We start from the raw sequence: 12,372 nt of genomic DNA, 5'->3' as shown, positions 1-12,372 counted from the left end.
ATGAACCGCCCCTTTCTCCCATTGATTGCAGCCACAGTCTGCCTACTGGCAACGCAGCTCTTCGCTGCCTCCCCCATCGGCACCCGCCTTCCCTCCGAGAAGAAGATAGTCTCCGATCCGGTCACCGGCGTCGAGCTGGCCTTCCTCACCAGCAAGCAAGCTGGCGACTCCAAGATCTACCAAACCCACCCCCAATGGACCGCCGACGGCGAATGGCTAGTCTTCCGCTCGGACCGCATTCCGGGCGAAGCCCTGGCCGTAAACGAACAGAGCGGCGACATTGTACAAGTCACCGAAGGCGGCTACTTCGGCATGCTCACCCTAGCTCGCAAGAGCATGAAGCTCTACGTCATGCGGGACCCCGAATTGCCCGCCACCGAGCAGCCTCGCTACGGACGCGGCGACGCCGACAAGGCCATCGTCGAAATCGACCTCGCCCGCCTCTTCGCCGACAGCGCCGCCGGCACCCTCAAATCCGCCGAGAGCTACCAACGCGCCATCGGCAAAGTGCCGGGCGAGATGGGCGCCGGAGGAGACATGGCTATCGACGCCGACGAGGACGTGATCTACTTCCGCATCGGCCGCGAGGAATCCGCCAAGCACCTCGCCCCCGGCGTCGAAATCATGGAAAACTTTGGCCCCCGCAACATGGGCGCCGGACCCACCGGAATCGCTTCCATGGAAATCGCCACCGGCAAGATCGACATCGTCGCCGTCGCCCCCTTCCAAATGGGCCACATCCAAACCAACCCCTGGGTTAGCGGCGAACTGGTCTTCTGCTGGGAAACCGGCGGCAAAGCGCCCCAGCGCCTTTGGACCGTCAAAGTCGGCGGCGAAATCGAGCCCCTGTACCCAGAGGCCGAATACGAGTGGGTCACCCACGAAGCCATCATCTCCCCCGACGAAGTCGCCATCGCCATCATGGGCCACCGCGAAGTCGGCACCGACGACGAATGGGGTCCCTCCGCTTCCCGCGAAAAGCCGACCGGACTGGGCATCGTCAACCTGCGCACCCGCGAAATGCGCATCGCCGGCCAAACCCGCAGCGGCAGCGGACTCTGGCACGTGCACGGATCCGCCGATGGACGTTGGGCAGTGGGCGACGACTTTTCCCGCAGCCTCTACCTCATCGATCGCAAGACCGACGAAATGATGCTGCTCACCACCGGCCACAAGCCCAGCGCCCGCGACCACGTGCACCCCACCTTCAGCCCCGACGGCACCAAAATCCAAATACAGTCCGCTATGCTCTCGGAAGACGACCGCTCCATGAACATCTGCATCGTCTACCTGCCCGACAGTCTCCTCGAGCGCGACTACAGCGGCGTGCTGCGCAAAGACTAGCCCACGCCCGACCGTATCCAAAAACGTCCAACGGCTGGCCCTCGCGCCAGCCGTTTTTTCTTGTGTAACGAAACCATCGACAATCGGGTAGCCGCTTCTCCAAACTCGAAAACGATGATCAAACCCTTCATGCAAGGCCTGCTGGCCTACAGACACGCCCACCACCTCGTTTGGAAGGAAGGCATGTGGAAGCAGCTCATCATTCCCGGGCTGCTGAGCATGCTCTACTTCCCGCTCGTCATCGGCGGCCTCTTCGGCGGCACCTTCCTCGGCGTGCAAGAGCTCAGCACCCACATCAGCGAAAAGTGGCTGCCCAACGAAGTCGCCGAATGGATATCCTGGGGCCTCAGCTTCATCGTCGGCCTGCTCGCCATCTATCTCGCGTTCCTGCTCTACCGCAGCGTAGTCATGATCATCTACGCGCCCTTCATCGGAATGATCTCCGAAACCGCCGAAGAGAAATTCCACGGCACCAAAGGTCCTGGCTTCTCCATCGGCGGCATGGCCTACGACATCTACCGCGGCTCCATGGTCAGCGTCAGCATGCTGATCATCTCGCTGATGCTCACCGTCCTTTGCTGGCTGCTTTGGCTGCTGCCCATCGTCGGCGCCGCCATCTACTTCGTCGGCATGTTTTTCCTCCAAGCCTTCTTTGCCGGAGCTGGATTCATGGACCCGGTCCTGGAAAGGCGGCGCCTCGGCATCCGAGCCAGCCTAGCCCACTCCCACCGCCACAAATGGCACGCCCTAGGCAACGGCACCGGCTTCGTGCTCATGATGTTCATCCCCGTCATCGGCTGGTTCCTCGCCCCTCCCTACGGTATCATCGCCGCCGCCGTCAGCGGAGTCGACACCCTCTACGACGGCAAGACCCTGAAACGCTAGCCCCGATGAAAAGCGAAAAGGAAAAGATGATCGTCGGCGAAGAATACGTGGCCATGGACAAGGAGCTCGCCGCCGAGCGCCTCGCGGCCCGCCAAGCCATCCATCGCTACAACGCCACCGAACCGGAGCAATTCAAGGAGCGCGCCCAAATCCTCCAGCAGCTGCTCGGCACCTGCCCCAAGACCGCTTTCATCGAGCCTACCTTCCGCTGCGACTACGGCTACAACATCCACCTCGGCAAAGCCTTCTACGCGAACTTCGGCTGCGTCATGCTCGACGTCTGCCCCATCGCCATCGGCGAATACGTAAAGTTCGGCCCCAACGTGCAGCTCTACACCGCTGCCCATCCGCTCGATCCCGAAGAGCGAGCCAGCTTCAAGGAATTCGGCAAGCCCATCGCCATCGGCGACAAGGTTTGGATCGGCGGAGGAAGCATCCTGCTGCCCGGGGTCACCATCGGCGAAGGTACGACCATCGGAGCCGGCAGCGTAGTGACCAAGCCAATACCGCCCCGCGTCGTCGCCGCCGGCAATCCCTGCTGCGTCATACGTGAACTCTAGCAAAGCGCCCCCTTTTCCCTACTGGAAGATTGATCCCGCCGGAAACGCTCTCTTCTCTCGATCAATCCAACTCGACTCTCCCTGCTAGCCATTCCGTGAGCGACCCGCCCCCACCGCACCTCCATATCCAGCTTTTGGGAGAATTCTCCCTCTCGCTCGGTCGTTCTACTCCCATCCACCTCGACAAGCCACGCCAACGCGCCCTGCTTGCCTACCTCGCCTATCACCAAGGCATTCCCCAAGCCCGAGCCCACCTAGCCTTCACTTTCTGGCCAGACTCTGAAGAAAAGCAGGCCCTCACCAACCTTCGAAACCTACTCCACGGCCTACGCCAAGCGCTCCCGGAAATCGACGCCTTTCTCGAAACCGATAAAAGCTCGATCACACTCAAAAGATCGAGCCATTGCACCGTCGATACAGCCGAGCTCCAAAACGCGCTCGAGCCAGACGACCTTGCCGCCATCATCCAAAATCTTCCGGCCATCGAGAAGCTCTACCGCGGCGACCTCCTCCCGAAAAGCTACGACGAGTGGATTGAATCGGAACGCAACACCCTCCATCAATCACTCGATACCGCCCTCGCCCAAAAAATAGAATTCCTACGCAAGGCCAACAAACTCAGCGAAGCCATCCGCTACTCGAAAATTCGAATACGACACGAAAAACTTAGCGAATCCCCGCACTCCACCCACATACAGCTACTATCCCTCGCCGGCGACAACGCCGCCGCCCTCGATTCCTACCAAACCTACCAAGTCCACCTAAAAGCCGAGCTCGACATCGCGCCTAGCGAAGCTTTGCAAAGACTTGCCCAATCTCTCGCCCGGCAAACTCCCCATCCTCGCACCTCTCCCCCAAGTCGTAACCAACTTCCAAATACAAGAACACCCGCAACCGACCCACGAAAGCGCCCCGCATCAACCCCGCGATGGGGCCTCTACGCCTCGATCGCCGCAGCTCTCGCGTTCGCCGTCCTCTTTTTCACAACGCGTGACATCGCCCCACCACCGTCCCTCGAAAAGTCCATAGCCATCCTACCCTTCGAAAACCGCAGCCAGCTGGAAGAGGACCGCTATTTCACCGACGGATTCCACGACGACCTCATCACCCGCATCTCCCATATCCCCGAGGTCAAGACCATCTCCCGTACCTCCGTCATGGGCTATCGCGACCAAGACAAAGATCTTCGAAAGATAGCCAAGGAACTGGGAGTCACCCACATCATCGAGGGTGCCATACAGCGCTCCGGCAAGCAAATCCGCATCAACATCCAACTCACCGACGCCTCCACCGGGTTTCACACCTGGGCAAAAAACTACACCAAAGAAATTTCCGCCCAAAACATATTCACCCTACAAGCTGACGTCGCTGAAGCCATTGCCCACGAGCTCAGTCCTCAATTCGCGTCTCCAGATATCCACGACACCGTCCCCACCCAAAGCCTAGCCGCTCTCGAAGCTTATTTCCGAGGAAACGCCAGCCACGATACGCTCACCAACGACGGCTTCGAAAACGCTATCGCCCAATTCCAAAACGCGATCGCGCTCGACCCCAGCTTCGCCCAAGCCCACGCCAAGCTAGCCATCGCCTACCTCGACCGCATCCACTTCCAAGGCCTGCCCGTCGCAGCCCAAGTCGCCAAAGCCCAGCCCCATATCAACGCCGCCCTCAACCTAAGCCCCCAACTCAGCGACGCCCACCAAGCCGCCGGCTTCCTCAAGTTCATTCTCATGGAAAACGACGCTGCGGCTCAAGCCTTCCAACTCGCCATCAAGCTCAACCCCAACAACGCAGCTGCCTACCAACACCTCGCCACCGCCAAGATGTACCGGGAAGGCAATCCCCAAGCCGCCCTTCCCCTCATGCAAAAGGCAGTCGAGCTCAACCCCAACAACCTCACCGACCATACCGCTTTGGCCGACATCCTCATCGCCCTCAAACGTACCGACGAAGCCAAAGCCGTCCTCCAACCTATCCTTCAAAAAGATCCCCGCAACATCAAGGCCCTCACCTCCATGGGCCGCCTCTACGACTTCGCCCTCTACCGCTTCGACCAAGCCATTCTCTACTACCGACAGGCCTACGCCCTTGACCCCGAAAGCCTCAACCTTTGCTCCTACATCGCCGACGCCTATTTCGATCTCGGCGACACCGAAGCCTACCTCAAATGGAGCGAGCACTACCTCTCCATCGCCCCCAGCTCCAACCGCTCCACATTCCTTCGAGGGCTCGCCCACGAATTCAGAGGAGAAACCGAACTCGCCATCGCCAGCTTCGCCGCGCTCAAAAAAAGCGACGACTACTACGACTGGTCGGCCTACAAGCTCTGCTCGCTCACCTACCAAATGGGCTACCCGCAAGAAGCCCTCCAAACCTACCTGAAGTCCTACCCCTGGATCGAAGACCCACTCTGCCCAATTACCAAAAAGAACTACATTCAAGTCGTCGAATTCGCCTACCTCCTCCACGCCTGCGGCCAAAAAGAAGAAGCCCGCGCCCTCGCCCTGCGGCTAAAGCAAGCCCGGCCAGACATGAACCGCTGGGGCCCCACCGGCTACCATTGCTACGACATCCCCCTCTTCATCGTTCTCGACGACATCCCAGGCGCCATCGCCAACCTGCAAGAATTCATCGACGAAGGCGGCGCCCTCCACCACGTCGCCACCGACCCCTACACCAGCCAAATTCACCAGCACCCGGAATTCCAGCGCCTCATCGGCGTCATGAACGCTCGACTCGACGCCCAAAAAACCAGTCTCCAAAAAATGGAAGCCAACGGCGAACTCCCACCTCTCCCTCGCGTCGTCAGCTCCCCCGCGCTCTAGCAACCAGAGAGGACTCACCTGCGATCGCAGGAAAAAAACGCCGTTTCTCCCCGCAAAACGCTAAACGAAACGCTCCCGAAACGCCCCATCCCTACAGTAGGCCCCAACCCAGAGGACGCCGCTCGTCCAACCGCGCGATACCGGCTCCCCTGACAAATCCTCCCGAGCTCCTACCCGAGCGCCGGAAACCGACCAACCCGCCTACTGCCCATGAAATTCCTCCACTTACGAACCCTAGCCGTCCTCGGCGCCGCCGTTCTCACCACCGCGTCCGCTCGCGCCCAAGCCAGCGAAGCAAAAATCTACTCTGGCTTCGGCGACTACCACCGCGCCATCTCCACCAGCTCCCCCGATGCGCAGAAATGGTTCAACCAAGGCATGCAGCTCCTCTACGGCTTCAACCACGACGAAGCCATCCGCTCCTTCCACGCCGCCGCCGAAGCGGATCCCGCCGCCGCCATGCCCTGGTGGGGCATCGCCTACGCCCACGGCATCAACATCAACGACCCCATGATGACCGACGAGCGCTCACGAGCAGCCCGCCACGCCGCCGACCAAGCCCTCTCCCTCATCGAAAAAACTACCCCTAGCGAAGCCTCCCTCATCCACGCAGTCTCCGCCCGCTACGAGTACCCAGCGCCCGAAGACCGCTCACACCTCGACCAAGCCTACGCCGACGCCATGGAAAAAGCCTACGCCGCTCATCCTCTCGACACCGACGTAGCCGCCCTCTTCGCAGAATCGCTCATGAACCTCCAACCCTGGGACTACTGGGACAACCAAGGAAATCCCCGCCATCGCATCCTAGAAATAGTCGCCGCCATCGAAGGCGCCCTCGAGCTCAACCCCATCCACCCCGGAGCCAACCACTTCTACATCCACGCCACCGAAGCCTCCCAAAATCCCGACCGAGCCGAAAAGTCCGCCGACCTCCTCCGCACCCTCGTGCCCGGCTCCGGACACCTCGTCCACATGCCCTCCCACATCTACGTTCGCGTCGGTCGATATAGCGACGCCGTCGACTCCAACACCCAAGCCGTCGCAGTCGACCGCGCCTACTTCAAACAAGCTCCCCAGCCGACCAACTACCTCATCTACTACGCCCACAACCTCCACTTCCTCTCCTACGCAGCCATGATGTCCGGACGCTACAACGACGCCATCTCCGCCGCCCGAGCCCTCGAAAAAGAGATCCCAGAGGAAGCTCTCCGTGAACTCTCCTTCCTCATCGAAGGCATCATGCCCAGCACCCTGCACGTCATGATCCGCTTCGGAAAATGGGAAGAGGTCCTCGAGGAACCGGCGTATCCAGAATTTCGATTAGTCAGCAACGCCGTCCGCCACTACGCCCGCTCGATAGCAAATGCCGCTCTCGGCCGCACAAAAGAAGCCCGCATCGAAATGGCCGCCTTCGACGAAGCCATCAAGGCCGTCCCCCAAGACTGGTACATCTTCAACAACCAAGTCTCCCAAGTCCTCCCCATCGCACGTGCCATGATGAAAGGCGAACTCCTGTATCGAGAAGGGAAATACGACGAAGCATTCGCCGCCCTCCGCCAAGGGATCGCCGCCGAAGACGCCCTCGTCTACGACGAACCCCCAGGCTGGATGCTCCCCGTGCGCCACGCTCTCGGAGCCCTGCTCATGGAACAAAAACGCTACGCCGAAGCCGAAGCAGTCTACCGCGAAGACCTCACTCGAAACCGCGACAACGGCTGGGGCCTCCTTGGGCTCCAAAACGCCTTGCGTGCCCAGAAAAAGAATACAGCCGAGGCCATCCGGCTCTCCGGCCAACTCGCCGAGGCCTGGATAAGAGCCGACACCCTCCCAAGTTCCTCCTGCTTCTGCGCCCCAGTGAACGACTAGCGATTCGAATTCCGTTTTGGAGGCAGCTCTGCTCCTCCCCAGTGCCGCGTCATACGTGAACTAGAGCGAAGAAAGTAGCGCGGCGCGAGTACCCGCGACCGCACACCAAAAACGCTAAACCTCCTACGACCTTACAGCATGATCTCTTCCGCGTCGCACTTGCAGTCGTCATCGTCGTCCGACTCAAGCGGACCGTAGGTCTTTAGTGGATACCGGTAGAGCTTGCCTTCGAAGTTCTTGAAGTGGATCGCTTCGTCGTCGATCTTGGTGATATACTGCGGATTGATCGGTACCTTTCCGCCGCCGCCCGGAGCGTCGATCACAAACTGCGGCACCGAGTAGCCTGTCGTATGCCCACGCAGCTGCTTCATGATCTCGATCCCCTTGCAGACGTTGGCCCGAAGGTGGGCGCTGCCGGTGATCAAATCGCACTGGTAAATATAGTAAGGACGCACTCGCATGCGCACGAGGCGATGCACCAGAGCCTTCATGACATCCACGTCGTCGTTCACATCCTTGAGCAAGACCGACTGGTTGCCCAACGGAACCCCCGCGAAGGACAAGCGCTCGCAGGCATCCTTCAAGGTCTGGGTACACTCCTTCGGATGGTTGGTGTGAATGCTCATCCAGATCGGGCCGTGCTTCTTGAAAATCTCGCAGAGCTCCGGCGTGATGCGTTGCGGCAGGAACACTGGGATACGCGAACCGATACGGATGAACTCCACATGCGGGATGGCCCGCAGGCGTCCGAGCAAATAGTCGATCTTCTTGTCCGACAAAAGCAGCGGGTCGCCGCCGCTCAGAAGGACGTCGCGCACTTCCGGGTGCTCTTCGATGTACTTCAGCCCCGCTTCGAATTCGGGATGGAAATTGTAGTCCTGGGCATTGCTCACCAGGCGGCTGCGCGTGCAGTAGCGACAGTAGGCGGCGCAGCGGTCCGTCACCAAAAAGAGGACGCGGTCCGGGTAGCGGTGCACCAAACCCGGCACCGGCGAATGGCCGTCTTCTCCTACCGGATCGAGCATCTCTTCCTGCCCCACCGTCATTTCCCCCGCCCGCGGGATCACCTGCTTGCGAATCGGGCAGTTCGGGTCCTCGCGGTCGATCAGGTTGAAGAAGTACGGCGTGATGGCCATCGCCAGCTTGGTGTTCGCATGCTCGCAGCCCGCCCGCTCTTCCGGAGTCAGCTCCATGTGCTGCTCCAGCTGCTCGAGCGTGGTGATGCGGTTTTTCAGCTGCCAAATCCAATTGTTCCAGTCTGATTCGGGAACGTGCTCCCAAAGGCCTTGGCCAGATTGCCAGTGAGTTCGGTCTTCGATGTAAGGCATAGTTACGAGTAAATCAGTAGAGAAAAGTTTTGGGATTAGGCGGCGATTCGACGGCCTTGGAACAGGTCCGCGATTTTATTTTGAATTAGTCACAAAAAGGGATTGTAGCCCCACCGCAAACCAACTTTTGTCCCAAACCTAATGAACGACAGCCAGACAGGTGTACTCGCATTAGAAGATGGATCCGTGTTCCGAGGCATTGCCTTCGGAGCGAAAAAGACGGTGGTCGGTGAAGCTGTTTTTAATACCAGCATGACCGGTTATCAGGAAATCCTGACCGACCCCTCCTATTACGGCCAAATAATTACCATGACTGCGCCGATGATCGGCAACTATGGTGTCAACGAGGAGGATATCGAAGCCGACAAGCCCATGTGCTCCGGTTTCGTGGTCCGCGAACTCAGCCCCATCGCCAGCAACTGGCGCAGCACCGCCACCCTTCCCGAATACCTCGAGAAGAACGGCATCCCCGGCCTCGAAGGCGTCGACACCCGCGCCATCACCAAAAAGCTCCGCGTTTCCGGCGCCATGAAGTGCTGCATCAGCACCGAGGACATTTCCGACGAAGAAGCGGTCAAGCGGGCCCAAGAGTGGGAAGGCATCCTCGGCGCCGACTACGTCAAGGAAGTCACCTGCAAGGCGACCTACGTCTACGGCCCCGCCGAAAGCGGTTGGCCCTACAATCCAGTACGCTCCACCGTGCGCAAGCCAGCCCGCGAGCGCGAGATCTACAAGATCGCCGCTCTCGACCTCGGCGCCAAGAAATCCATCTTCCGCGAGCTCGCCCACCACGGCTTCGAAGTGCACGTCTTCCCCGCCACCTCCACCGCCGAGGAAATCAAGGCCATCAACCCGGACGGCGTATTCCTCTCCAACGGACCCGGCGACCCCGAGCCCGTGACCTACGTGCACGAGACCGTGCGCGCCCTCATCGACGACTACCCGATCTTCGGCATCTGCCTCGGGCACCAAATCATCACCCACGCCATCGGAGCCAAGACCTACAAGCTCAAGTTCGGCCACCGCGGCGGCAACCAGCCGGTCAAGAACTTCGAAACCGACTTCGTTGCGATCACCGCCCACAACCACGGCTTCGCCACTTCGGAAGAAGGACTGGAAGCCTGCGGAGCGATCGTCACCGAGAAGAACCTCAACGACAACACCATCGCCGGCATCCGCCTCAAGGATAAGCCCGTCTTCTCCGTGCAGTACCACCCGGAAGCCGGCCCTGGACCCAGCGACGCCAATCCGAACTTCGAAAAGTTCTACCAGCTCGTCGCCCAGTCGAAGAAAGCCTAAAGCTTTCCCCTTTTCCGAAAGCGCGGTTCGCAAGGACCGCGCTTTTTTCGTGCCTGGCTCCTGCGAGGAGAAGCAGCGACGCGGGTCGCCCTAGCCCTTCACGTAAGCCTCGAACTGCGCCGCGTCTTCCGCGGTATCGATCCCGATCGAAAGCTCCTCCGTCAAGCCGACCTTGATCGCCACCCCATTCTCGAGGGCCCGCAACTGCTCGAGCTTTTCGATCACTTCCAGCTTGCCCTGCGGCAAGGAGCAAAACTGCCGCAGAAACGAGGCTCGATAGGCGTACAGCCCAAGGTGCCGATAGGCCGGGGCCGCGTCCACCCAAGCGTCGTCGAAAGTCGCGAAACCGTCCCGGTTGTAGGGGATGGGAGCCCGCGAAAAGTAGAGGGCGTCGCTTTGCTCGTTCATCACCACCTTCACCTGGTTCGGATCCAAAAAGTCCTTACGCGTGCGGAACGGCGTCGCCAAGGTCGCCATGGTCGCCCCCTCCTCCATAAACATGGCCAAGGCCTGGATCTGCGATGCCGCCACCAGAGGCTCGTCCGCCTGCACGTTGATCAAGACCTCCGCCCCGATCTTCTCGTTCGCTTCCGCCAGCCGATCCGTACCGCTCTGGTGGTCGCTGCGAGTCATGATCGCGTTGAAGCCCGCGCCTTCGACCACCGTCCTCAACTTCTCGTCGTCGACCGCGAAATAGGCCGGAATTTCCGGAGCCTGCTCGGCGATCCGCTCCGCGACCCAAAGGATCAAAGGCTTCCCGCAGATCGGGTGCAAAAGCTTCTCCGGGAAGCGAGTTGAGGCGAGGCGGGCGGGCGCGACGATAGCTAGCATTTTATCTAAGGGTAAAATATCCGTACTTGTACTCGGGCTAGTCCATACGTATACACAACCTTTACTCAAAGTTATTTTATCGACTTACTAGCTTATGGATTCTGCGAACTTACAATCAGACGGAAACGCACTGGAACGCATGCTCACGGTTCAAAACCAAATGGGCATCCACGCACGCCCCGCCGCCATGATCGTAAGGGTAACCAATAAGTTCCGCTCGGACGTCTTCTTCGAGAAGGACGACGAGCAAGTAAACGGAAAGTCCATCATGGGCCTCATGATGCTTGCCGCCGGCAAGGGCTCGGAAATCAAGACCCTCGCCACCGGCCCCGACGCGGCCGCCTGCCTCGACGCCCTCGAGGAACTTTTCGCCACCAAGTTCGACGAAAAGTAAAAAACACGCCGCTTCCGTACCCTCTTTTCAATATCCAGCCGCGCTCTCGTTCAGAAGGCGCGGCTTTTTGGTGTAAAAACGCCCAGAAACATTCCCCACCCATTGTAAGTGCGGGCGTTTGGCGCTAAATTAAGACACTTTTGTAAGTTATTACTTTCGTCCGTTTCGTAACTCGTTCGAATCAAGTCCCCTAATGTTTAGGCACCCCATAAAAATTCACCCCAATACCTCTCGCTATGAACGATTCCCCCACCTCACGTTCAGGCGGCTCGCGCAGGAGTAGAGTCGCGCTTGTTGGCAGCATCGCCGTGATGGCGATCTTAGCTGCCTGCAGCATCAACTACCAAGCCTACTTCAGCCCTCCGCAAATCCCAGGGGCATCCTTCATGGGGGTGCAAAGCTGCGAGGAGTGCCACGAGGAGATCGTCGACGGGTTTGACGCATCCACCCACGCAAAGCTACTCGGCGACGGGAACCATTCCATCAATATGGGCTGCGAAGCCTGCCACGGGCCGGGCAGCATCCACAACGAAAGCGGCGGGGAAATCGGAACCATCCACAACCCTCAAGCCGATCCGGAAACGTGCTACCAGTGCCACCTCAACGTAAAAGGGTCATTCGCGCTCGCCCACGCCCACCCCATCGGCGACCAGGTCACCTGCAACGACTGCCACGATCCCCATTTTGGCAGCGCGATTAAGGGAGGCGGCGTAGCCAGCATGAGAGCAGGAGAAACCTGCGTCGAATGCCACCAGGCCCAAGCAGGCCCCTTCGTCTTCGAGCACGAAGCCACCCGCGACGGCTGCACGGTCTGCCACACCCCACACGGTTCGCCCAGCGAAAAGATGCTCAAGACCAGCAACCAAATGCTTTGCCTCCAGTGCCACTTCCAGCAGCAAACCGCTCCTGACGTCATCCTCATCGGAGGCCGAAACCACGCTTCCTTCGTAAGCCGCGGGACCTGCTGGACCGCTGGCTGCCACGAGTCCGTTCACGGTTCACACGTGAATTCATCTCTCAGGTATTAACGCTATGAATAC

At 59.7% G+C, this 12,372-nt stretch carries 10 protein-coding genes; 8 read left to right on the top strand and 2 right to left on the bottom strand.

Annotated elements, in window-relative coordinates; translation table 11 throughout:
- The 5 genes from QEH57_RS02185 (at window position 1) to QEH57_RS02165 (ending at window position 7,480) form a co-directional block, all read left to right on the top strand.
- A complete protein-coding gene (locus QEH57_RS02185) occupies window positions 1-1,344 on the top strand; it encodes a hypothetical protein (RefSeq protein ID WP_309005030.1) in 1,344 nt (447 codons plus the stop codon).
- A 114-nt stretch (window positions 1,345-1,458) separates the two neighbouring features.
- A complete protein-coding gene (locus QEH57_RS02180; RefSeq protein WP_309005029.1) occupies window positions 1,459-2,229 on the top strand; it encodes an EI24 domain-containing protein in 771 nt (256 codons plus the stop codon).
- A 5-nt stretch (window positions 2,230-2,234) separates the two neighbouring features.
- A complete protein-coding gene (locus QEH57_RS02175) occupies window positions 2,235-2,789 on the top strand; it encodes a sugar O-acetyltransferase (RefSeq protein WP_309005028.1) in 555 nt (184 codons plus the stop codon).
- Between the two features lie 95 nt (window positions 2,790-2,884).
- On the top strand, window positions 2,885-5,614 hold the full coding sequence (locus QEH57_RS02170; protein WP_309005027.1) for a tetratricopeptide repeat protein: 2,730 nt from the start codon (window positions 2,885-2,887) through the stop codon (window positions 5,612-5,614).
- Between the two features lie 210 nt (window positions 5,615-5,824).
- The gene (locus QEH57_RS02165) at window positions 5,825-7,480 is read left to right on the top strand and encodes a hypothetical protein (RefSeq protein WP_309005026.1); all 1,656 of its coding nucleotides are present in this window, start codon (window positions 5,825-5,827) and stop codon (window positions 7,478-7,480) included.
- Between the two features lie 131 nt (window positions 7,481-7,611).
- Here QEH57_RS02165 and QEH57_RS02160 read toward each other — a convergent pair whose 3' ends face one another.
- Window positions 7,612-8,808, bottom strand: coding sequence for a KamA family radical SAM protein (locus QEH57_RS02160; protein ID WP_309005025.1), 1,197 nt, complete (start codon window positions 8,806-8,808; stop codon window positions 7,612-7,614).
- A 141-nt stretch (window positions 8,809-8,949) separates the two neighbouring features.
- On the opposite strand from QEH57_RS02160, the gene carA reads away from it, so the two are divergent.
- Complete coding sequence (carA, locus tag QEH57_RS02155) at window positions 8,950-10,107, top strand: glutamine-hydrolyzing carbamoyl-phosphate synthase small subunit (RefSeq protein WP_309005024.1); 1,158 nt, start codon at window positions 8,950-8,952, stop codon at window positions 10,105-10,107.
- Window positions 10,108-10,197: 90 nt separating this feature from the next.
- Here the strand turns inward: carA and kdsB are convergent, their stop codons facing one another.
- A complete protein-coding gene (gene kdsB / locus QEH57_RS02150) occupies window positions 10,198-10,938 on the bottom strand; it encodes a 3-deoxy-manno-octulosonate cytidylyltransferase (RefSeq protein ID WP_309005023.1) in 741 nt (246 codons plus the stop codon).
- Between the two features lie 94 nt (window positions 10,939-11,032).
- On the opposite strand from kdsB, the gene QEH57_RS02145 reads away from it, so the two are divergent.
- A complete protein-coding gene (locus tag QEH57_RS02145) occupies window positions 11,033-11,332 on the top strand; it encodes an HPr family phosphocarrier protein (RefSeq protein WP_343224737.1) in 300 nt (99 codons plus the stop codon).
- Window positions 11,333-11,568: 236 nt separating this feature from the next.
- Window positions 11,569-12,360 carry a cytochrome c3 family protein gene (locus QEH57_RS02140; RefSeq protein ID WP_309005021.1) on the top strand — a complete coding sequence of 264 codons (792 nt, stop codon included), beginning with the start codon at window positions 11,569-11,571 and terminating at the stop codon, window positions 12,358-12,360.
- Window positions 12,361-12,372 lie beyond the last annotated feature (12 nt).

The organism is Pelagicoccus sp. SDUM812005, from assembly GCF_031127875.1.
In the GTDB taxonomy this organism is placed as follows: Bacteria; Verrucomicrobiota; Verrucomicrobiia; order Opitutales; family Opitutaceae; genus Pelagicoccus.
This window is presented reverse-complemented; position numbering and strand designations above follow the sequence as displayed.